The sequence below is a fragment of the Pseudomonas sp. NPDC087804 genome (genome assembly GCF_044742965.1).
In the GTDB taxonomy this organism is placed as follows: Bacteria; Pseudomonadota; Gammaproteobacteria; order Pseudomonadales; family Pseudomonadaceae; genus Aquipseudomonas; species Aquipseudomonas rustica.
Map to the genome: position 1 here is coordinate 629,560 of NZ_JBIUVN010000001.1, position 21,414 is coordinate 650,973.

The following is a 21,414-nucleotide window of genomic DNA, read 5'->3' on the forward strand; positions in this document are numbered from 1 at the left end:
TTGAAAGAGGCCGTTTATGAAGAGACTGTTCGAGATGCTCGAGCGCCTGTCTCTGCGCAGTAAATTGATCATCGGCTTCGCTGCGCTGCTGATATTGATCCTGATATTGGGTGTGCAAAGCCTGCGCACTCAGTATTCGCTCAAAAATGAAATGCAGCAGTTGTACCAGCAGGATTTGGTGGGTATCGAGCATGTGCAGGAAGTTCGGGTGCAGTTGCCGCATCTGTTGCTCGCCATGCAACGTGCAATCGCTACCAACAACGCGGACATCCGTATCAGCGCCAGAGCCCAGATGGATATGGCCCAACAGCGACTGCATGAAGCGCTCGAGCAGGTTCGTCCGACACTGCGCCGACAGAGCAGCATCAGCAGCCTGGTGGAATTCGAAGTGTTATTACAGCGTCTGCAAAAAAATGGCGATGAGGCACTGGAACTGGCTGGCAAGGGCTCCTTGGGACAGGCCTTGATGTTGCTCAACAGTAAGGATTTTCTTGCGCTGGAGCAGGGCGGCGACGGGCTGCTCTCGCAGATCGAGAAAAACAAGGAAACCGACATCCACGATACCGCGAAGAACCTGGCGGAATACGCAGAGCGCAGTACTGCGATCACCTACATCTTGCTGCTGGGTGGTTCGGCGCTGGCCTTGCTGTTGACCTGGCTGGTCAGTTATTCGATTCGCGTGCCATTGAATCGCGTCCGCGTGGCGGTGGACGAACTGGCGTCCGGCAAGCTGGACGGCCAGATCCCGCACACCGATCTTCGCAACGAAACCGGCGACCTGGCGCGTGCCATCGCCACGCTGCAGCTGGAGGCTTGTCAGCTTGAGCGCCAGCGTTGGGTGAAAAACCACACCTCACTTCTGCAAGTGGGCCTGCAACAGGCGGAGACGCCGCAGCAGTTGGCCCAGGCTTTTTTCAGCCACATCGCGCCGCAGTTGGGCATGTGCCAGGGAGCGCTTTACGTTCTCTATGAAGGCGCGGCACGCCTGCGCCTGGTGGGCGGTTATGCGGTGGACAGTGCTCACCCGCTGCCCACAGAACTCGATCTCGGGGAAGGGTTGCTTGGCCAGTGCGCAGTGGATCGCCAACCTCGTCAGCTTGAGGGTCTACCCGAACCGTTTTGGCATGTGCGCACGCCGTTGGGCGCAGCCCCCGCCAGCGTCCTGTTGGTTCAGCCCGTGTTGCGTGGCGAACGCCTGCTCGGGGTTATGGAAATGGCCGGTTTTCGTCAACTGGAAGAGAACGAAGCGCTGCTGCTGCAAGAAGTCCTGCCCAGACTGGCCGGTGCCATGGCCATTATGGAGCGCAGTGAGGCAGCCCAGGCGCTGCTCCTGGAAACTCGCCGTCAGGCAGACGAAATGGGCGCGCAAGCCTTGCAACTGGAACATCAGGCCAGCGAGCTGGAGGCCCAGCAGGCCGCACTGCGCGCCACCGAGGCCTGGTACCGCGGCATCATCGAGGCCGCACCGGACGGCATGCTGGTGCTGGGAGCCGATGGCCGCATCCTGATGACCAACCCGCAAATGGACACCTTGTTTGGCTACGCCCCCGGCGAGCTGATTGGCGCCAGCATTGAGCGTCTGGTACCGCAGGCTGCCCGCGAGCGGCACGTCAAGTTACGTGATGGCTTCATTGCCAGCGGCGGAACCCGGCAGATGGGCGGCGATCTGGACGATCTGAGCGGCGTGCGTAAGGACGGCAGCCTGTTCTCCGTGGAAATCGGCCTTTCCCACTTGCCCCGTCTGGAGGGGCGTGGCGTCTGCGTGTGCGCCTCGGTGCGCGATGTCAGTGAGCGCAGGGCGATGGAAGCCAGGTTGCGCACTGCCAGCGATCGCCTGAACCTGGCACAGGAGTCGGGTGACATCGGTCTGTTCGACGTCGATCTGGTCAGCGGCACAAACTATTGGACTCCCCAACTCGAAACCCTGTTTGGTCTGGAGCCTGGCGGCTTCGGTGGCACGCTGGCGCACTGGCAGGCGCTGGTGCATCCCGACGATGTCGCACGGGTCAGCAGCACCTTCGAAAGTGCCGTCCAGAGTGGCGATGATCGGGCCGAATTCGACTTTCGCATCGTGCGCAAAAATGATGGTCGGGTGCGCACGTTCCGCTCGCTCAACCGTTTTTCACGCACGCCGGACGGCAAGCCATTGCGCGCAACCGGGATCAACATCGACGTGACGGCTCTGGCGGAGGCTCGAGCAGTGGCCGAAGAGGCCACTCAAGCGAAGAGTGAGTTCCTTGCCAACATGAGTCATGAGATCCGCACGCCGATGAACGCCATCATCGGGATGAGCCATCTGGCGCTGCGTACTTCGCTGGATAATCGCCAGCGCAATTACATTGAAAAAGTCCATCGCTCGGCGGAGAACCTGCTGGGCATCATCAACGACATTCTCGACTTCTCAAAGATCGAAGCCGGCAGGATGAGTCTCGAACAGATTCCGTTCCGTCTGGAAGATGTACTCGACAGCTTCGCTGCCATGATCGGCCTGAAGACCGAGGACAAGGGTCTGGAATTGTTGTTTCAGATCCCGCCTGACCTGCCCACGGCTCTGCTTGGCGATCCCCTGCGACTGGGGCAGGTGCTGATCAATCTGGGCAACAACGCGGCCAAGTTCACCGAACACGGTGACATCGTGGTCGGCGTTGAAGAAATGGCTTCTCATAACGAACACGTGCAGCTGCACTTCTGGGTGCGCGACACGGGCATCGGCATGACCGTCGAGCAGTGTTCACGCTTGTTCCAGTCGTTCAGTCAGGCTGACAGTTCGATCACGCGCAAGTACGGGGGCACCGGCCTGGGATTGTCCATCTCGAAGAAGCTGGTGGAACTGATGGCCGGCCGAATCTGGGTTGAAAGCCAACCGGGAGTCGGCTCCACGTTCCATTTCCAGGTGCAACTCGGCGTGCAGCAAGGCCTGCAACCGCGTCGTATGTTCAAGGCCGGCGAACTGCTCGGCATGCGGGTTCTGGTCGTGGATGACAACGCGAGTGCCCGTGAAATTCTCTCGGGCATGGCGCGCAGCTTTGGCCTGGAAGTGGATGTCGCGCAGAGCGGTAGCATGGCGCTGCGCATGTTGGCCGACGCAGAGCATAAGGCGCTGCCTTACGATCTGGTTTTGATGGACTGGCGGATGCCGGGCATGGATGGCATGGAAGCCGTGAGCAGAATGCATTCCGCCAGTCTGATGCGCACACCATCGGTGATCATGATTACCGCTTTCGGCCGCGAAGAAGCCCGCGAAGAAGCCGAACGCCAGGGCATCCAGTTACCGGTGGTACTGACCAAACCGGTCACGCCGTCTTCATTACTCGAAGCCATCGGTGTCGTGCTGGGCAGAGACACCCACAGCGATACGCGGGCTGGCGAACGTTCACAACAGAATGCCAGTACCGTTGCCAGTCTCAACGGAGCCCGGCTGCTTTTGGTCGAAGACAATGAGCTGAATCAAGAACTAGCCAGCGAGCTGCTGGAAAGTGTCGGCATCCGCTTGCGACTCGCTACGCACGGCCAGGAGGCCCTGGATATCCTCGCCGAGGATGGCGACTTCGATGGCGTGCTGATGGATTGCCAGATGCCGGTGATGGATGGCTACACGGCCACGCGGAAAATTCGCCAGCAACCGCGCTTCAGCACGCTGCCAGTGATCGCCATGACCGCCAACGCAATGGACGGCGACCGCGAGCGCGCGCTCGAATGCGGGATGAACGACCATATCTCCAAGCCGCTCAATGTCGAAAGCATGTTCGCCACAATGGCAAAGTGGATCAAACCTAGAGCGGCTAAACCATCGTTGAACGCAGGTTTCGCCGATGGATTCCCAGATCGTCTTGAGGGCATTGACTTGGCTGCGGGGCTCGCCACCTGCATGGGGCGGCGGGATCTCTACTTACGTCTGCTCTGCAAGTTTCGCGATACCCAGACAGACTTTGCCGAGCAATTCCAGGCCGCACAAACCGATCCGGATCCTGCCGCCGCCGCACGACTGGCGCACAGTTTGCGCGGCACCGCCGGCAACATCGGCGCCAAGGACGTGGCGCATGCCAGCGCTTTACTCGAGCAGGCCTGCCAGGATGGCGAGCCCGCTACGGTGCTGAAGACGCTGGCGATGCAGGTCGAGCATTGCTTGCTCCCGACCTTGGCGGCTCTGACCGACCTTAGGGCGGACTCACTGGCCTCCACGGAGGGTTACCTGCCGGACGACTCGGCAATCGGCGAGCAACTGAATAGGCTGATCAGACTATTGGAGGAGGGGGATACGACGGCTTTGGACGTACTGGCGGCACTGCGCAATATGCCACTTGATCGCGCCATGGCAGAACGTCTGACACTCGCCGCGGCGCAGGTGGAATTGTTCGACTTTGATCGCGCCTTGAAGCTGCTTCAGTAAATATGAGTTGGGTTAGTGGGTTTTAACTGCAGTTGATCGTTTGTTACCGATAGACGCGGCTCGCGGGTGTCCGTTAACGGCCATAAGCGGACATTCGACAGATCGCGACTATGTGTTGTCGAGAGGTGCAGGTAACTGCTAAATAGAACGTGTTTACTCGCGAACTGAAAGGAATCGTATGAAGCAGATAGCAATGCTGGCCCTCTTCATCAGTGGTGCCGCCGCCATGACTGATCCGGTTTATGCCTTAGAGAAGGCGACAGACACAGCAGTTACGCCAGTCACAGTCGATAACTTCGTGAGGGCTGAGTCGGACACGTACATTGAATCCATGGCAAAGGAAGGGGGACTGGGCAAGCTCTATCATCGCCGCGAACCAGCATCTATTGATAAACAGACCGTTATTCGCCTCAATCGCGACACGCTTTATACCTCAGGGGTCTTCGATCTCGATGCGGGGCCGGTGAACATCACGCTACCTGACCCAGGCAAACGCTTCATGTCGTTGCAGGTCGTCAATCAAGATCACTACACCCCCAATGTCTTTTACGGCGCGGGATCCCACACACTAACCCGCGAAAATGTCGGTACACGTTATGTGTTCACCGCTATCCGTACGCTGGTAGATCCCAACAACCCAGACGACATCAAGCAAGTCCACGCTTTGCAGGACGCGATTAGCGCCAGCCAAAAGAGTCCCGGTGCTCTGGAGCTTCCTCACTGGGAGGCAACCAGTCAGAAGAAAGTGCGTGATGCGCTATTGGTTCTCTCATCGACGATCACTGATTTCAAGAAAGCTTTCGGCACACGAGAGGAAGTTGACCCCGTTCACCATTTGCTGGGCACCGCTGCGGGCTGGGGGGGCAATCCGGACAAGGATGCAACCTATCTGAGCTTCGCCCCTACTAACAACGACGGAAAAACGAACTACCGCCTTACCGTAAGGGATGTGCCTGTTGATGGCTTCTGGTCTGTCAGCGTTTACAACGCACAGGGATATTTTGAAAAAAATGCTGCCAACGCCTACACCCTGAATAATCTTACCGGTAAAAAATCGGATGACGGCTCAATCACCGTTCAATTCGGCGGGTGCGACTCGAATCCAACAAATTGCTTACCAATTATGAAGGGCTGGAACTACACGGTTCGCCTCTACCGGCCAAGGCAAGAGATACTCGCAAACACTTGGAATTTTCCTGATCCGCAACCAATCAAATAAACAGTCACATGGAGCTATTGCATTGGTCTGCCATGGGGCAAAAACGGTGGTTGATGACGGTCTGCTTCTGGCCGATTGCAGACTGTCGTAAATCATAGAAATCGGCAAAATTCCCCTCCTGATGTATGTTTGTTGTCACCGTTTTTACGGCTATTCATGGAGGAGTCTGACTAATGGCACGCATTGGATTGATACTGACGCCCGGTTTTGCGGACTGGGAATACGCTTTTATTGCTGGAACTGCGTCCCCGTTTTACGGGATCGACGTCAGGTTTTTTGCCACGATTACGGGACAGTTCAAGTCGCAGGGAGGGTTGGCTGTAACGGTCGAGAGCAGTTTGCAACATTGTCTAGACTGGACGCCCGACGTTGTCGTCTTCATTGGAGGCATGGCCTGGGAGCGATCAGACGCTCCGGACATTCGAGACTTTCTTCGTGCCAGTCGCTCAAGTGGCGCAACAATTGCCGGTATCTGTGGGGGAACGTCGGCACTAGCGAGGGCTGGCCTTCTCGACACCGTTCCTCATACCTCGAACAGTGCCGATTTTTTGCAACAGAATGCCGTGGATTATGAAGCGAGCACCCTTTATAGAAACAGTCCGGTAGCTGTGGTGGCAGACCGAATCATAACGGCTCCCGGCCCTGCACCCATTAGCTTCACCTGCGCAGTGTTCGAAAGCGCCGGACTGTCCTCAGAGATTGTTTCTCAGTTCAGATCAATGTTGGCAGCGGAACATTGATGACCACTTCGGCCGGGTAATCGAAAGTCTGCAGTGGGCAGGCTTCGCGAGGCCGATGAAGTCTCAATCAACCATCACCTCATCCAGCGCCTGCTCAAGCGTGCTCACCGTACGCTCGATATTGTGCAGCTTCTCCAGCCCGAACAACCCGATGCGGAAGGTCTGGAAGTCGGCCGGCTCGTCGCATTGCAACGGCACGCCAGCGGCGATCTGCAGACCGTGGTTGGCAAATTTCTTGCCGTTTTTGATGTCGGCATCGTCGGTGTAACTCACCACCACACCTGGGGCCTGAAAGCCTTCAGCGGCGACGCTTTTGAAGCCCTTGCCGGTCAACATCGCGCGCACCCGATCACCCAGCACCTGTTGCTCGTCGCGAATCTTGGCGAAACCGTAGGCCTGGGTTTCTTTCATCACGTCGTTAAACCGTGCGAGGGAATCGCTGGGCATGGTCGCGTGGTAGGCGTGGCCGCCCTGTTCGTAGGCTTGCATGATTTGCAGCCACTTTTTCAGGTCGCAGGCGAAGCTGCTGCTTTGCGTGTGTTCGATGCGCTCAAGGGCCAAAGGGCTGAACATCACCAGTGCGCAGCAAGGAGAGGCGCTCCAGCCTTTCTGTGGGGCGCTGATCAGCAGGTCGACCGCGCATTTGTGCATATCAACCCAAAGCGTGCCCGAGGCGATGCAGTCCAGCACGAACAGACCACCCACCGCATGCACGGCGTCGCCGACGGCCCGCAGGTACTCGTCGGGCAGGATAATCCCGGAGGACGTTTCAACGTGGGGAGCAAAGACTATCTTCGGCTTCTGCGCGGCGATCGCTGCCAGCACTTCGTCCAGCGGCGGCGGGGCGTACGCAGCCTGGTGACCGGCATCGACGGGGCGAGCTTTCAGCACCGTGGTGGCCGCCGGGATGTTGCCCATCTCAAGGATCTGGCTCCAGCGATAACTGAACCAGCCATTGCGTATCACCAGGCATTGCTGGCCAGTCGCAAACTGCCGCGCCACCGCTTCCATGCCGAACGTGCCGCTGCCCGGTACCACCGCAACGCCTTGGGCGTTGTAGACCTGCTTGAGGGTCTGGGAAATGTTCTTCATCACCGCTTGAAAGGACTGCGACATGTGGTTCAGCGAGCGGTCGGTGTAGACCACGGAGTACTCGACCAACCCCTCGGGATCGATACTGGGATAGAGCTTCGACATGGCGTAATTCCTTTGGCAGAGATGTCAGTGGGTTCGACCGTGCCTCAAGTATTGGCAAATGACAAGATTGCAGAGATTGAAATGCAGCCTCGGGTCAGGCAAAGAAGTGTAGGCAAAGGACAGCTATGAGCTGATTGAATGTCATCAATACGGTTAAAGTGCTCACCAATGTCTCCACCAACGTGTGAACGATGAATCCCGCGCTGTTTATTTCTCTCGATGGCCCCAAAGGCACCGGCAAAACCACATTGCTGGAAGCCGTGACGACAGCCCTGAGGGCCGACAACAAGAAAGTCATTCGCCTGTGCGAGAGAAAAAACGATCCCGACAGGGCGGGCACCATGGCCCTCGTCAATCAATTCGCAAGAGACCCGTCCACGGATCTTGAGTGGGCTATTTGTCAGCGTCTGGCGGATAGCCGCAGCTGGATTTCACAGCATGTGCTGCCCAAGCAACCGCTGGACAGCATCGTCCTGATCGACCGTTGGTACCCGTCAGACGCGGCGTTTCGCCGAACCGTCCCGTTTGCAGAGATTCTCCAACTGAACATGACGCGAGACGTGCGCGTGCCGGATCTGCATGTCGGCGTCGTGACCGATCCTGATATTTCCTGGGCAAGGGCGGCGGCACGCTCCCGGGGGTTGGGCAGCACGGTGATCCACAAGCGCGAAGAACACGTCGCGTGTACCGAGGCGTTCGCGCGAGCGGTGGCGGATGAGGGTTGGGTGTTGTGCCGCAATGAAGGCACGATTGAAGAGGCCGTGGCGCAGGTGGTTGGCGAGATCTATCGGGTTCTTCGGCAGCGCTCCGAGCAGTAGCGTACTTGCTCCCAGCAGCGCGCCCATTTCTTTCTCCAAGTGAACGGAAGGCCGCAGGTCACGCAGGTTTTGACCGGCAGCTCGCTCTTTTTCACAACGACTCACCGTGATCCAGTTTGGCGAGCAAGAACTCGCCGCGTTGCCATAGCGCCTGCTGCTTGGCTTCAGGCATGCGGTCGAGGTTTTTATAGAGCATGCTCATGCGTTGATTGCCGCGCAGTAGGTCGCCGTGGCGCATGAGGAAGTGCCAATACAAAGAATTGAAAGGGCAGGCGTCGTCGGTGGTGCTTTCGCTGACTTTGTAGGCGCAGCCACGACAATAGTCAGACATGCGCTTGATGTACTGGCCACTCGCGCAATAGGGTTTTGAACCCAGATAACCGCCATCGGCGTGCATGACCATGCCCAGTGTATTGGGCAGTTCCACCCAGTCGAAGGCGTCCATGTAGATCGCCAGATACCAGTCGCATATCTGGCTGGGTGCGATACCCGCGAGCAGGGCGAAGTTGCCGGTGACCATCAGCCTTTGGATGTGGTGCGCATAAGCATGTTCAAGGCTTTGACCGATGGCCTGGCGCATGCAGTTCATCTGCGTTTTGCCTGTCCAGTAAAACTCTGGAAGCACGCGGGTGTTGCCGAAGACATTGCCTTGCGCGTAGTCGGGCATCTTCAGCCAGTAGACGCCATGGACGTACTCGCGCCAGCCGATCAGTTGCCGAATAAAACCTTCAGCCGCGTTGAGCGGAATGCCGCCCGACCAATAGGCTGATTCGACATCGCTGCAAATCTGCCGAAGATCCAGCAGACCAATATTGAGCGCCGCGCTGATCCGCGCATGGAACAGAAAGGGTTCGTTGCTGGCCATGGCGTCTTGATAATCGCCGAACGCGGCCAGTCCCCAATCGAGAAAGTACTCCCACAATGCCTGTGCGTCGGCGTGCGTCACCGGGTAGTCGAACGTGTCGAGCGCGCCGTAGTGGCTGGCGAAGTGTTCGGCCACCAACGCAAGCACCTCTTGGGTAACGGCGTCGGGTTTGAAGCGCACGGGAGGCGGGGGCCGCACGCCTTTGGGCAAGGCTTTGCGATTGTCGGCGTCGAAGTTCCAGGCGCCTCCGACCGGGCTGCCGTCACCGTTGAGTAACAGCCTGCTTTTGCGGCGCATTTCACGGTAAAAGAACTCCATGCGCAGCTGCTTTTTGCCCTGCGCCCAGTCGGAAAATTCGCTCCGTGTGCAAAGAAAGCGAGCATCGCTATGCCACTGGATGGGCAAGCCGCAATCCTTGATCGATTGCTCGAGCCGCCAGTCACCGCACTCTGTCAGGTGAATCTCACTGGGATTAAGCAGTGCGTGCCAGCGCTGTAATTCGTTCGGCACCGATCCGCTGTTGTCCGGATCCGTCAGGGTGACGTAGTGCACGCGCAACCCGCGCTGACGCAAAGCCTCGGCGAAATGCCGCATGGCACTGAAGATCAGGACGATTTTTTGCGGATGGTGGGGGACATGGCTGGCTTCCTCCATCACCTCGACCAGCAGCACGGCATCGTGATCCTGATCGAGGCCTTGCAGGGAGGCGAGGTCGAAAGATAATTGGTCGCCCAAGACCAGGCACAAGCGCCGCGTCGCATTCATCAATCGGAGTCCGTTAAATTCGAGGTCATCGCCAGGCCGGCAATTAGTTATACAATGGTAGTCTTCTGTATAGGTATTTGCGAGTCCAGCAGGAGGTCAGCAAACACGGGTTTTCGGCTGCTGACGCTCATCTCGATGGAACCAATCACCACGCCCGTTCCCCTAACGCAGTGCAGATAGCCTCTCGGCACACGCTCAGGTCGATTCTGAACTCTCCACTTACAGACGAAGGTTTGATGAATTATGAAAAGTGAACAAGTTGAAGGCGTTGCAGAAAAACTCGCAGGCAAGGCGCAGAGCGCAGTCGGGAAATTGATCGGTGATTCACGGCTGGACGCTGAAGGCGCTGCACGTCAGGCCTCGGGCCAACTGACCAAAACCTACGGCGACACGTTGGACAACGTCTCGACGTTTGTTAAAGAAAAACCAGTGGCTGCACTGGTCATCGGTGCGGCAGTGCTGCTGTTGGTCAACCGCTTTCTGCGTCGTTGAATCACGAAAGGCAGACATAGCGGCTCTTCGGAGCCGCTTTCGTTTTATGATCTCAGCTAACCGAATTGACGGAATCACCCGCGCCCCATGCTCACGAACCTCTGGTATGTCGTTCTCCCCTCGTCGCAATTGACTGAAGGATTGATGCCGGTGCAATTGCTCGGGCAACCGTTTGTGGCGTTCCGTGATGAGGCGGGCGTCGCGCATCTGCTTTCAGATGTGTGCGTGCATCGCGGCGGTTCGCTGTCGGCCGGCAGCAAGGTTGGCAACAGCGTGCAGTGTCCGTATCACGGCTGGCGGTTTGGTGCGGATGGCGTCTGCACGCACATACCCGCGCAGCCAGACCAGCGGATTCCGGCGAAGGCTCGCGTCGACGCCTATCCAACGCTGGAACGCTATGGCTGGATCTGGGCGTTTTTAGGTGATCTTCCAGAAGCGGAACGTCCGCCTCTACCAACGCTCAACTGGATCGACGATCCGGCCATTCGGGTGGTCAGTGGTCATTTCGATTGGCAGGCCAGTTGGGATCGGATTATCGAAAACGGACTCGACTTCGCCCACGCTCCCTTTGTGCATGGCTCGACCTTCGGCGATCCGGATCATCCCGAGATTGAAGCGTTCGATGTGGAAAGCGATGCGTGGAGCGGCAGCGCACAAATGCTCATGCGCAGGCCCGCGCGCAAAGGGCTGTTGAGACGCAAATCTTCCACCGAGTTTGTCAGTGTGGTCACCGTTCCGGGTTTTCATTTGTCCGGGCCGTGCACAACGCTGGAGCTCGAATTACCCAATGGCTGGCGGATCTACATCGTCTCGGCGCACGTGCCGATTGATGCCAACCGCACGCGAACCTGGTGGATGATGGGCAGAACATTCCTGCGCTCGCGACTGCTGGATCGTCGGTTCATTGCCAGCAATATTCGTATCTTTGAACAGGATCATGCGGTGCTGAAAAACGTACGGCCCGAGCGCGTGCCGGACTCCTTTCAGCAAGAGGTCTCGTTGAAATCCGACGCGCTGCAAATCGCCTTCCGCAAAGACGTTCAGGCACTGGAACAGCGTGGCTGGCGCATCGATGAAGAACGCCTTGCGCGAACGTTCACCGGGCGTAAGGCTTGTGCGGTGCCGAGTCCCGAGCGTCGTCAGATCCGTGCCTGGGCAATTGAACCGATCCCGCTGGTGGACGTTGCCGACAAACACGAATAGTCCAGTCTGGATCGAGACGCCTTCGCCAAGACCAATGCAACGAAATCCACCTCCGGGCCTCATACATAAATGAATCGGGCGGTGTCGCTGTGCTGGATGCAAGGACCGATCGCAGGCTCACTCCAACGAGAGGCAATGGTTTTCATGACGACGGTTGAACAGAACCAAGTGGCGTGGTTGGTCGAACAATCCATGCTGCATGCCGCAAGGCAGCGGGCCAAACTCTATTCGGGACAGGGCCGCTTGTGGCAGCAGCCCTACGCCCATACCCGGCCTCGGGACGCTTCGGCTTTGGCCTCGGTCTGGTTTACCGCGTATCCCGCTTCCATTGTTACCCGTGAAAACGGCACCGTGCTGGAGGCCTTGGGCGATGAAGGTTTGTGGCACCTGCTCTCGAAAATCGGCATTCAGGGCATCCATAACGGGCCGCTGAAAAAATCCGGGGGCTTGCGGGGCACTGAACACACGCCGACCATCGACGGCAATTTCGACCGCATCAGTTTCGACATCGACCCGCAACTCGGCACCGAGGCGCAGCTGCAGGCGCTGACCCGCATGGCCGCTGCGCACAACGCCGTAGTCATCGATGATGTGATCCCGTCACACACCGGCAAGGGCGCGGATTTTCGACTGGCCGAGATGGCCTATGAAGATTATCCGGGCCTCTATCACATGGTCGAAATCCGCGAGGAGGACTGGCCGCTGCTGCCTGATGTCGCAGAGGGGCGTGACGCGCAAAACCTCAGCCCGCAGCAGGTTGATGCGCTGCGCGACAAGCATTACATCGTCGGCCAGTTGCAACGGGTGATCTTCTTCGAGCCGGGGGTCAAGGAAACCGACTGGAGCGCGACGTCGATCGTCATGGGTGTCGATGGCAAGCCGCGCCGCTGGGTGTATTTGCATTATTTCAAGGAAGGCCAGCCATCGTTGAACTGGCTGGATCCGACCTTTGCCGCGCAGCAGATGATCATCGGCGATGCGTTGCACGCCATCGACGTCATGGGCGCGAAAATCCTCCGTCTCGATGCCAACGGTTTTCTCGGTGTGGAGCGCAAGCTCGACGGCACTGCGTGGTCGGAAAGCCATCCGCTGTCGATCACCGGCAACCAATTGCTGGGCGGGGCGATTCGCAAGGCCGGCGGCTTCAGTTTTCAGGAGCTGAACCTGACGGTTGACGACATCGCTGCCATGTCCCACGGCGGCGCCGATCTCTCCTACGATTTCATCACCCGGCCGGCCTACCAGCACGCGTTGCTGATGGGCGATACCGAATTCCTGCGCCTGATGCTGCGCCAGATGCACACGCTCGGCATCGACCCGGGCTCGCTGATCCATGCCTTGCAGAACCATGACGAACTGACGCTGGAACTGGTGCATTTCTGGACGTTGCACGCCCACGACACTTATCTGTTCCAGGGCCAGACATTCCCCGGCAACATCTTGCGCGAACACATCCGCGAGCAGATGTACGAGCGCCTGACCGGTGAACACGCACCCTACAATCTCAAGTTCGTGACCAACGGCGTGTCCTGCACCACCGCCAGTATCATCACCGCCGCCCTCGGCATTCGCGACCTCGATGCCATCACCCCTGCGGATATTCAGCAGATCAAACAGATCCATTTGCTGCTGGTGATGTACAACGCGATGCAACCCGGGGTGTTCGCGCTATCGGGATGGGATCTTGTCGGTGCACTGCCTTTGCCGGCAGAGCAGGTCGAGCATCTGATGGGCGATGGCGATACCCGCTGGATTCATCGTGGTGCCTACGATCTGGTGGATCTGAACCCGGAGGCGTCGCTGTCAGCGGGCCTCATGCCCCGTTCGAAATCCTTGTACGGCAGCCTGCCTGCGCAAATGCAGGATCCGGATTCGTTTGCCTCGCAACTGCAGCGAATTCTCTCGGCGCGCCGAGCCTACGATATTGCCGCCAGCCGACAGATTCTGGTTCCGGACGTTGAACACCCGGGGTTGCTGATCATGGTTCACGAACTGCCTGCGGGCAAAGGCACGCAGATCACCGCCCTGAATTTTGGCGCAACACCGATTACTGAAACCCTGCACTTGCCCAACATTGCCCCGGGGCCGGTGGTCGACATCATCAACGAGCGGGTCGAAGGTGACCTTACGCCCGAGGGTGAATTCACCATTGTTCTCGATGCCTATGAAGGCCTGGCGCTGCGGGTCGTTAGTAGTTCGCCGATGATCTAGGGCTTTGCCGCTAGCGGGTGTTGTCGGACGTTCGGCAACACCCGCCGGCTATCGGGCCTTGACCGTCCACAGCTGATTGACCTTGGTCGTGTAGCTTTGGCTCATCAGGTCTCGACGCATCCCCCAGTCAGGCGCGGCGGGCACACTGGCCACTCGAAGGACTCCCTTGCCCCAGCGGCCATTGATCTCATCCAGAACGCTCATGACCTTGTCAGCCATCGCCGGTTGCGAATGGGCGAACAGGTCATCCGTGAATTCACCCGGCTGCCGCAAATCCATCAGCAGCACTTCGGCCTTGCTGTATCTGAAGCCCGGGCGAAACAGCCGATTGACCGCTTCCGTGGCTGCTTTCGTCATCAGGCGCACATCGTTGGTTGGGTAGGGCAATTCCACCAGTGCACCATTGGCATATTTCGCTTCTTCCGGATTGAACATGCCGGTGCGAATGCTCACGCGGATCTTCTTGCACAGCGAGTTTTGCGCGCGGAGTTTTTCGGCCGCACGCTGGGTGTAGGTCGCGACGGCTTCCTTGATCGGCTCGATCTGCGTGAGTCGCGTGCCGAACATTCGGCTGCAGCAGATTTCCTGCTTCGACGGGTCAGCTTCTCCCAGTTCGAGGCATGACGTGCCGGCGAGCTCGCGCGCAGTCTTTTCGATCACCACGCTGAATTTCTGCCGAAGCATCCACGGGTCGGCTTTCGCCAAGTCCATGGCAGTGCTGATTCCCATGACTTCCAGGTGAGCTTTCATGCGCCTGCCAATGCCCCAGACCTCGCCGACATCGGTGTTGCGCAGCGTCCAGTCACGTTTGAACGGATCGCAGAGATCGACCACGCCGCCGGTGATGTCCAGCAGCCTTTTCGCAGTATGGTTGGCGAGCTTGGCCAAGGTTTTGGTGCGGGCAATGCCCACTCCGACAGGGATGCCCGTGCGTTTGAGCAGTGCAGAGCGCATCTGCCGACCAAACGCGGACAAGTCACCGGCAATGCCCGTCAGATCGGCAAACGCCTCGTCGATGCTGTAGACCTCAAGCGCAGGCACCAGCGATTCGATGATGGTCATGACGCGCTCGCTCATGTCGCCATATAACGCGTAATTACTGCTGAAGGCGACGATGCCGTTACGGCGCAAATGGTCTTTGATCTGGAAGTACGGCTGGCCCATTTTCACAAACGGTTTGGCGTCGTAGCTGCGCGCAATCACACAGCCGTCGTTGTTGGACAGCACCACGATGGGCGTCTTCGCCAGGTCGGGCCGGAAAACTCGCTCGCAACTCGCATAAAACGAATTGCAGTCAATCAGGGCGAAGACCGGTTCAGGTGTTGTCATGATCGCGCACGCTGTATTTCACCACACCCCAGATCACCAGCTCGTCGCCCTCCATGACATGTCTTGCCGGGTATTTCGGGTTCTCCGATAAAAGCATCACGGCGTTCTCGCGCAGCAGCAGACGCTTGCAGAAGGGTTCGGAGTTCAGCGCAGCGATGACGATATCGCCACTTGCAGCATCGATGCTTCGATCAACGACCACCAGATCCCCTGAATAGATGCCGGCGCCCTGCATGCTGTCGCCGTCAATTCTCACCAGGTACACGTGCGGCGCGCGGATATCGAACAGCTCATCGAGGGAAATGTGCTTTTCGATGTGATCAGCCGCCGGGGAGGGGAAGCCCGCTGGCACCCGTGATGAGTAGAGAGGCAGCTTCTGGCCACCGGTCGCAAGTGGGCCGAGGAGGGTGATGCTCATGATGCAAGCCTTATCAGATTAACTGTACATGCATACAGTTAACGATTAGCTTGGCTTTTGGTCAATCTCAGGGCTCGGCAATTCGACGGGTGACCGTATTGGCGGGGGCTAATCAGTTCCTTTGCAGAGCGTTTCATACCATTGCGCGTAAGGCGTATTGGAAACTTGATGCCTGTTTAGGTCAGGACTGCCATCGTCCCACCACACCGGGCCTCGTTCTCCGAGTGCAATTTTTGCAGCATGAACGCGTGCTCTTACTGCTTTCAATTGCTGCGGATCACTGGCGACTTTTGCAACTTTTACGTCCCGTCGGGCGGCCATGAGTTCGTTTACAAGTTGCTGTCGCAGATCTTCTTGCAACGAGGGATTGGTGCATCGCCATAGCTGCCCTTTGACAACAAAGTAGCGACCGTCAGGCGTCACTGGATGCATTGCTCATCTCCGATCGTCCACGGAGTGTTCCATGGACGATTGACGAAGTATCGGGAACAGGAGGGCGGTTCGTAGTTAATTCCTGAGGATCTACTGACTGGAAACGCCCGGCACATCCATGTTGATCTTGCGCCAGCACGCTTCAGATAAACTGTAGACCGAGAAGGCAATCAGCCCCAAGGCCATCACCATCAATATCAGCCATCCTGCGGGCAGATTTTGCAGCGCGTCCAAGGCCTCTTTCATTCCGGGAGGATCCATCGCCTGATAAGCGGAACCGCTGACGGCCAGCAGCAATGCGATCTCTATAAACACCACGCCACGGGCGATCAGACCAAATCGAGACACCGGGCGGACATAGCGCATGACGTCTTCGTCGGCCTCGAAATACTTTTCAAACGAGGCTTTCCAGCCCTTGATGATGTGAGCAATACCAACACCCAACGGAATAAGCGCGATCAGGTAAACCAATAAATTCGAGTATTCCCACGACAACAGATGCGCCAGCCAGTCTTTGGTTTGCCCTCCGGAACTGCCCGAACTTTTGATCCCGCTCACAAGCAGGCTCAAGGCAAATAGCGCGAGCGCGCCATTGACCAGACCGCCCGCCAAAAGACCCGCGCGAATTACCAAACCTTTGAGTTGTGTGCCGTGATGATCAACATCACGCGTGGCTTGCAGTACACGCCATGCTGCGAACGCGAGCAGACCTGCCACTACAAGTCCTACTAAAAAATAGCCGAATGGCTGGGCCAACAAAGCTTCGAGACTTTTGTGACTGTCTTTGGGTTTGGTTGAGTCATGGGCGGCGAGTAACGCGAAGATACCGATGATCAAATAGAGCACGCCTCGAGCGGCGTATCCACCTCGAGCGAGTATCACAAGACTGCGGTGCGCGGACATCGGATCAATTCCTTAGAGTAATAAGGAACAGACCGTTGCGGTTCGGAGGGGTTCTACTGCGATTTACTGGGTGGGGAATCCAGGTTTAGAGGCGCTAGTTGCCCAGAGAGGCGGAGCACTAAGGCTCCGCACAGACACTTCAGACTTTATTAGCGTTGAGCTTGCGCAGCTCTTCGTAAGTCGCCGACTGGACGAACCAGAAACCGGAAACGATGCACCAAACCAACGTGCCGGCCACGAAAATCCCCAGCGCTGGCAAGAAACCGGCGGTGAACAGAGACACGATAGCGACCAGCCAGATAACGGCCAGAGAAACGTAGAGGACGAGGTTGTTGACGCTGATGACGAAGTCTTTCACAGGACGTGTTCCTTACGGGAAGTGATAAAGCCCCCAATCCGGGGGGGGGCGCATGCTATCACCAGCCGCCATGACTTTGAACAACAAGGCCCGTTGAAAGAGCGTGATCATCTGAAACGATTGCTCCAATCGCGAAATAACCGGAAATTCCCAAGTTTCTGATTTTATTGATTAAAGCGACTTGTTATGATCTATCACCGGACTTTTTTCGGGAATTTCCGCTGAAAAAAGCAAATGTTACGGGAATGTCCGCCCATTAATTTTTCTGTTTTTGGGAATGTCCGGTGATTAATTCAGGGGGTTATCAGTCACGCTAAAGACCAATATATTCATTACTGCAGAGGCGCTTTCCAGCCGATCATGTTCATGAAAGCGGCAACGACGTCTTCACCGTTTTCGCCGAGTTTTTTGACCATTCGCCCGTCACTGTTTCCTATGAAAAGTTTGAGCTTCCATGCAACCGATGGATACCTCAAACAGTTTTGTCATGCTTAAAGCTGGTCAGTGATCGTTGCGGCATGCCGCATGATTCGCGCTGACAAACTAAAAACGTCTCCCGCAGTGATTTTGTACTTTTCTGCTAGATCGAAAACTTTTTCAGTGTCAGCTTCCCTTCCAGAGCCTGGGTCAGGGTACCGACCTGCCCATGTTACGAAGTGGGTAAGTCCAATCAATATGGCGTTATCTTTTTTCGACAGATCAGGCACAAATGCCGCCAGGTCATGGAGTCGGTGGTGACGAGTTTTTTTCTCGATCACCGTATAACCCTCAATACCTTCTCTCATGATGATCATCCCTTTGAGGCAGATCTCCAGGCTGTACCCGACCAACATGAGAGCGATCGCGCAATATTGGCTTTCTGAAGATGCGCGTATCGAAAATGGCATCGACTCAAATCCCTGCTCGGTCATGAGCACCGCATACGCTGCTTGCGACATCGCGTTGGCCTGCGACAACCAGAGGATTGGATTCTTGAGGTGTTCGCTGGTAGCTGGCGCTGCTGGATCTAACGAGTAACCGGCACGCTCACATGCGACAGCCCATTTGATATGCGCCAATGAGCTGTAACCCAGTGGATCTTTCGCGAAGTCTTCTCGCCCGGGTGGAAAGACGCGCTTGGAAGTCTTCATATGTTTTAAAGAACTCCTGGGATGTTGGATGGCATTTGGCGTGATTGACCCTGTAAAGGCGCTTACCTAAGTTGTGAAGCCTGCCTCATCGTTGGCCTGCTAGGGAGCAGGCACATGGCGATCTATCCAATTTCATTGGTAGGCAATTTTCATCAATTCGCTCTGCGATTTAACGTAGCAAGCCTTTCAAATGCGCCCTGATCCGTGCCCACGTCAACCTTGACGGCCTCGGTTTGGCGATGACACATTGCTATCAATTTATCACGTGTTTGATTTTTCGTCCGGGGTCTACCAGGCGCGTATTGCCAAAAAACGGATGTAGAAATTCATCAAAAGTGGGGCAGGTGGCGAGCCGAACCATCCACCTGAGTTTGATTAGAGTCAGCTTAATGTAAGAGCTCTCGACGGATAGCAAAGGAGAAAAGGATGTTCTGGCTCGGTCATTTTGGGTACAAAACAAAGCAGGATTTGCTGGACAAGCTCAAGGCGTTTCTACAGGACGCCCCCCAAGGACGCGTCAGCCATGAGGTGCTGGATTACAAGCTTCGCTTGCTCATTGCGATGCATCCAGATGCGGAGCGAAAAATGGGTCTTGGTATCGACCATTTTAAAATTGTCCGCAATGTCCGTGGCTCAGGTCAGGGCATTCATATCGTTCGAACGGATGGTAGCGAGGAGCCGTTTTCTTACAAGCGATGCATTTCGGGTGTCGTACAGTCTGCGGACGGGAAGGTCCGTGAAGCCTTACGATTCGTCGTTCAGCCTCAACTAAAGCAATACAGAGAGTCCATTACACTGCCTGTCGTGTGTGCGCTCAGTGGCCTGCCTGTTGAGCACCGCCGAGACTTACATATCGATCATGCTCGTCCTTTCTGGCGCTTACTGAGAGACTTCTGTAAGACGCACGGAGTTGATCTGTCTGCGTTGGAAACCACCGGTAGCGGAGAATTTCTGCAGTTGGTGGATGAAGACGTCGCACTGGCATTTGAGCGTTATCACCGCGAGCATGCGGTGTTGCAGCCGTCTCTGAAGAGTGCGAATGCGGCCAAGGGCGGGCGACTGAAATTCAGTGCAATTTGATCCAAATCCCATTTCCTTTCTATTACGTCGGGCTTGAAACTGACGATCCAGCTCGACCGTGGTAACCGCAGTAACTGTCCTACGAGGCATTGAGAGGCGGATGCCGGAAACGTATCGGACGTCAGCGCGGAGCATCAACGTGCTTATCTGTTTCAGTGTAGGCACGTCCAGGTCTAGCCCTAAAGGGATCGTTTTTTCGGCAGCAACGCTGTCGCCTGCTCTTTGACCTCCAATCACACTCTCACAGGCAAATGATCTTAGTTCGGTGGCAAGCCAGACAGGATGCCCGAGACGAGGACGAATAACGCCTGATACGTGTCAATATAACTTTAATTCGACATCCCTACATCATCGCAAGCATCAATATATTTATTATTCGCCTCTTTTGCTCGACAAACCTGATTCGAAAATAAAATCTCAAGTTTATTGGTCGAAAATATCGATTGTTTCCAGCCAAGTCTGCACGTAATGATTCGACTGAACAAATCGGAAGTTATAATTGCAAACGATTAAGTCAAAAATTGATATGCGAATAACGCTGAAAATAAAATGCATTCGAAATTCTAGGAGCCCCGATCTACAAGGGTTTCAATTTAAAAAATAGCCAAGTAAAAATTTAATTCTCTATTTGTTTCCCCGGTTTTTTTGTGCTCTTGGCCGGCCTATTGCGGACTTTGTTCAGATGAGATTAACTAATTTCGCTTCGACGCAATCGAAGCGTGTAACTACCGCTCTTTAAAAACTAATGCAATAGATCGAAGACCATCATCGCAGCGCCGATGTGCGTAATAAACATGCTGCGTCAGAAGGACTTCATTCTCTATGGACAATCACCAATGAAAAAAGTGACCGAGGAACACATTTCGCGAGCCAAGGCTACATTGAGCTCAAGAAGTACCGCCAGCGAAGTAGAGCGACACAAGTTGGCCGCATCACGGTACACCATTTTAAAGGACTACAAAGATGGTCATCTGACCGCCAAGAAAGCGATGAGCTTACTTGGTTTACAGAAAACAGTGTTTTACCAGCTGATTAAACGCATGGAGGGTGCTACCAGCTACCGGACAGTCGTAACCGGCAGTCCAGGACGCAAAGACGGATTGATGGTGACGAATTCAGAGGTGCTAAAGCTCATCGAAGAGATGTTTCTTGAGCACTATCCGGATTCGAAGAAGATCTCAGTCGTTTGGAAAGCGTGCCAGGCACAAGCAGACAACAGAAGGATGCTGCGACCCAGCTATCACACGGTCAAACGTTGGATTAATTCCAAAGGCGAGCGGTTGCTTCACGCCATGACACACTCCAGTGACCAGACCAAGCAAAAGTATATCGTTAAAAAAGTGATGAGCCGTCTGGATCGTGGCAAACGTATATCTTGCTGAATCAATAGGTTAAGAGGTTAAAGAGGCCGTTTCCGGTGATTTAGCTGCGCCAATCGTGATTTGAGTGGAAAACCCTTAAAACGCAGCAATTCCTACTCCAAACCCTCCTCTTAAAGAAATGAGTGGAATCCATCACGGTTTTTCCATTCAAGAAACAAAATAAATCATGATTTTCCGCTTGTTTATTTAGGCCCAATTCGTGAGTTGCCACTCATTAATTCAAACCACTCTAAGCGTCCTGCAAAAAAATCTAGCTAACCCCTGCCTCCACCTCTCCTGTGTCTCCGCATGCGCCACTCAGAGCACTTGGTTGCCAAGATTTTTGTCAATACTCATATATTATCCGTACCCGTTCTCCAAAAGAAACAAGGGGAAAGTGGCAATATATCTATAAATATTTAGCAGTAAGCTTTTTTTAGCATTTCAAAGTTTTTTGCATCTGAATTTTCGATAGGTCTTGACGTTAAATAACATCATTGAGT

At 55.8% G+C, this 21,414-nt stretch carries 18 protein-coding genes; 9 read left to right on the plus strand and 9 right to left on the minus strand.

The window, feature by feature from the left end:
- Positions 1-16 precede the first annotated feature (16 nt).
- From ACIOMO_RS02765 to ACIOMO_RS02775, 3 genes are all read left to right on the plus strand, one after another.
- Positions 17-4,390, plus strand: coding sequence for a response regulator (locus tag ACIOMO_RS02765; RefSeq protein ID WP_401237911.1), 4,374 nt, complete (start codon positions 17-19; stop codon positions 4,388-4,390).
- Positions 4,391-4,616: 226 nt separating this feature from the next.
- Entirely contained in the window at positions 4,617-5,609 is a 993-nt protein-coding gene (locus ACIOMO_RS02770) for a DUF1254 domain-containing protein (protein ID WP_401239407.1), read from the plus strand.
- Positions 5,610-5,782: 173 nt separating this feature from the next.
- Positions 5,783-6,349, plus strand: a complete 567-nt coding sequence (locus ACIOMO_RS02775) for a DJ-1/PfpI family protein (protein ID WP_401237913.1) — start codon at positions 5,783-5,785, stop codon at positions 6,347-6,349.
- A gap of 63 nt (positions 6,350-6,412) precedes the next feature.
- On the opposite strand, the gene ACIOMO_RS02780 is transcribed toward ACIOMO_RS02775, so the two are convergent.
- Positions 6,413-7,546: an aminotransferase class V-fold PLP-dependent enzyme gene (locus ACIOMO_RS02780; RefSeq protein ID WP_401237915.1), complete on the minus strand. Its 1,134-nt coding sequence runs from the start codon at positions 7,544-7,546 to the stop codon at positions 6,413-6,415.
- A 191-nt stretch (positions 7,547-7,737) separates the two neighbouring features.
- Between ACIOMO_RS02780 and ACIOMO_RS02785 the strand changes: the two genes are divergently transcribed.
- Entirely contained in the window at positions 7,738-8,364 is a 627-nt protein-coding gene (locus ACIOMO_RS02785; RefSeq protein ID WP_401237916.1) for a dTMP kinase, read from the plus strand.
- Here the strand turns inward: ACIOMO_RS02785 and ACIOMO_RS02790 are convergent.
- Both ACIOMO_RS02790 and ACIOMO_RS02795 read right to left on the minus strand, forming a co-directional pair.
- Positions 8,331-8,459 (minus strand): DUF2256 domain-containing protein, encoded by a 129-nt coding sequence (locus tag ACIOMO_RS02790; protein WP_159811761.1) that lies wholly within the window; start codon positions 8,457-8,459, stop codon positions 8,331-8,333. The genes ACIOMO_RS02785 and ACIOMO_RS02790 overlap by 34 nt on opposite strands.
- Positions 8,456-9,994, minus strand: a complete 1,539-nt coding sequence (locus ACIOMO_RS02795; protein WP_401237918.1) for a cryptochrome/photolyase family protein — start codon at positions 9,992-9,994, stop codon at positions 8,456-8,458. Before ACIOMO_RS02795 ends, ACIOMO_RS02790 begins: the two co-directional genes overlap by 4 nt.
- A gap of 243 nt (positions 9,995-10,237) precedes the next feature.
- On the opposite strand from ACIOMO_RS02795, the gene ACIOMO_RS02800 reads away from it, so the two are divergent.
- From ACIOMO_RS02800 to treS, 3 genes are all read left to right on the plus strand, one after another.
- Complete coding sequence (locus ACIOMO_RS02800; protein WP_401237920.1) at positions 10,238-10,486, plus strand: CsbD family protein; 249 nt, start codon at positions 10,238-10,240, stop codon at positions 10,484-10,486.
- Between the two features lie 87 nt (positions 10,487-10,573).
- Entirely contained in the window at positions 10,574-11,689 is a 1,116-nt protein-coding gene (locus ACIOMO_RS02805) for a Rieske 2Fe-2S domain-containing protein (RefSeq protein WP_401237921.1), read from the plus strand.
- 144 nt (positions 11,690-11,833) lie between these two features.
- Positions 11,834-13,900 carry a maltose alpha-D-glucosyltransferase gene (gene treS / locus ACIOMO_RS02810; RefSeq protein WP_401239410.1) on the plus strand — a complete coding sequence of 689 codons (2,067 nt, stop codon included), beginning with the start codon at positions 11,834-11,836 and terminating at the stop codon, positions 13,898-13,900.
- A 48-nt stretch (positions 13,901-13,948) separates the two neighbouring features.
- Here the strand turns inward: treS and umuC are convergent, their stop codons facing one another.
- From umuC to ACIOMO_RS02840, 6 genes are all read right to left on the minus strand, one after another.
- On the minus strand, positions 13,949-15,229 hold the full coding sequence (umuC, locus tag ACIOMO_RS02815; RefSeq protein WP_401237923.1) for a translesion error-prone DNA polymerase V subunit UmuC: 1,281 nt from the start codon (positions 15,227-15,229) through the stop codon (positions 13,949-13,951).
- Positions 15,216-15,647 (minus strand): LexA family protein, encoded by a 432-nt coding sequence (locus ACIOMO_RS02820; RefSeq protein WP_401237925.1) that lies wholly within the window; start codon positions 15,645-15,647, stop codon positions 15,216-15,218. The genes umuC and ACIOMO_RS02820 overlap by 14 nt, the downstream gene beginning before the upstream one ends.
- A gap of 108 nt (positions 15,648-15,755) precedes the next feature.
- Positions 15,756-16,079, minus strand: a complete 324-nt coding sequence (locus tag ACIOMO_RS02825) for a hypothetical protein (protein WP_401237926.1) — start codon at positions 16,077-16,079, stop codon at positions 15,756-15,758.
- 90 nt (positions 16,080-16,169) lie between these two features.
- On the minus strand, positions 16,170-16,982 hold the full coding sequence (locus ACIOMO_RS02830) for a DUF1206 domain-containing protein (RefSeq protein ID WP_401237928.1): 813 nt from the start codon (positions 16,980-16,982) through the stop codon (positions 16,170-16,172).
- Between the two features lie 139 nt (positions 16,983-17,121).
- Positions 17,122-17,340: a hypothetical protein gene (locus ACIOMO_RS02835; RefSeq protein WP_053120216.1), complete on the minus strand. Its 219-nt coding sequence runs from the start codon at positions 17,338-17,340 to the stop codon at positions 17,122-17,124.
- Between the two features lie 491 nt (positions 17,341-17,831).
- Complete coding sequence (locus tag ACIOMO_RS02840) at positions 17,832-18,470, minus strand: hypothetical protein (RefSeq protein ID WP_401237930.1); 639 nt, start codon at positions 18,468-18,470, stop codon at positions 17,832-17,834.
- Positions 18,471-18,896: 426 nt separating this feature from the next.
- On the opposite strand from ACIOMO_RS02840, the gene ACIOMO_RS02845 reads away from it, so the two are divergent.
- Both ACIOMO_RS02845 and ACIOMO_RS02850 read left to right on the plus strand, forming a co-directional pair.
- Positions 18,897-19,550, plus strand: a complete 654-nt coding sequence (locus ACIOMO_RS02845; protein ID WP_401237932.1) for a DCL family protein — start codon at positions 18,897-18,899, stop codon at positions 19,548-19,550.
- An 836-nt stretch (positions 19,551-20,386) separates the two neighbouring features.
- Positions 20,387-20,932, plus strand: coding sequence for a hypothetical protein (locus tag ACIOMO_RS02850; RefSeq protein WP_401237933.1), 546 nt, complete (start codon positions 20,387-20,389; stop codon positions 20,930-20,932).
- Positions 20,933-21,414: the final 482 nt, after the last annotated feature.

Excerpts from the sequence above, each read along its gene's own strand:
- ACIOMO_RS02805 (WP_401237921.1), top strand. The coding sequence starts at position 10,574 with ATGCTCACGAACCTCTGGTATGTCGTTCTCCCCTCGTCGCAATTGACT.
- ACIOMO_RS02825 (WP_401237926.1), bottom strand. The coding sequence starts at position 16,079 with ATGCATCCAGTGACGCCTGACGGTCGCTACTTTGTTGTCAAAGGGCAG.
- treS (WP_401239410.1), top strand. The coding sequence starts at position 11,834 with ATGACGACGGTTGAACAGAACCAAGTGGCGTGGTTGGTCGAACAATCC.
- ACIOMO_RS02830 (WP_401237928.1), bottom strand. The coding sequence starts at position 16,982 with ATGTCCGCGCACCGCAGTCTTGTGATACTCGCTCGAGGTGGATACGCC.
- ACIOMO_RS02800 (WP_401237920.1), top strand. The coding sequence starts at position 10,238 with ATGAAAAGTGAACAAGTTGAAGGCGTTGCAGAAAAACTCGCAGGCAAG.
- ACIOMO_RS02795 (WP_401237918.1), bottom strand. The coding sequence starts at position 9,994 with ATGAATGCGACGCGGCGCTTGTGCCTGGTCTTGGGCGACCAATTATCT.
- ACIOMO_RS02845 (WP_401237932.1), top strand. The coding sequence starts at position 18,897 with ATGTTCTGGCTCGGTCATTTTGGGTACAAAACAAAGCAGGATTTGCTG.
- ACIOMO_RS02780 (WP_401237915.1), bottom strand. The coding sequence starts at position 7,546 with ATGTCGAAGCTCTATCCCAGTATCGATCCCGAGGGGTTGGTCGAGTAC.
- ACIOMO_RS02765 (WP_401237911.1), top strand. The coding sequence starts at position 17 with ATGAAGAGACTGTTCGAGATGCTCGAGCGCCTGTCTCTGCGCAGTAAA.
- ACIOMO_RS02850 (WP_401237933.1), top strand. The coding sequence starts at position 20,387 with ATGAAAAAAGTGACCGAGGAACACATTTCGCGAGCCAAGGCTACATTG.
- ACIOMO_RS02785 (WP_401237916.1), top strand. The coding sequence starts at position 7,738 with ATGAATCCCGCGCTGTTTATTTCTCTCGATGGCCCCAAAGGCACCGGC.
- ACIOMO_RS02775 (WP_401237913.1), top strand. The coding sequence starts at position 5,783 with ATGGCACGCATTGGATTGATACTGACGCCCGGTTTTGCGGACTGGGAA.
- ACIOMO_RS02820 (WP_401237925.1), bottom strand. The coding sequence starts at position 15,647 with ATGAGCATCACCCTCCTCGGCCCACTTGCGACCGGTGGCCAGAAGCTG.
- umuC (WP_401237923.1), bottom strand. The coding sequence starts at position 15,229 with ATGACAACACCTGAACCGGTCTTCGCCCTGATTGACTGCAATTCGTTT.
- ACIOMO_RS02770 (WP_401239407.1), top strand. The coding sequence starts at position 4,617 with ATGACTGATCCGGTTTATGCCTTAGAGAAGGCGACAGACACAGCAGTT.
- ACIOMO_RS02840 (WP_401237930.1), bottom strand. The coding sequence starts at position 18,470 with ATGAAGACTTCCAAGCGCGTCTTTCCACCCGGGCGAGAAGACTTCGCG.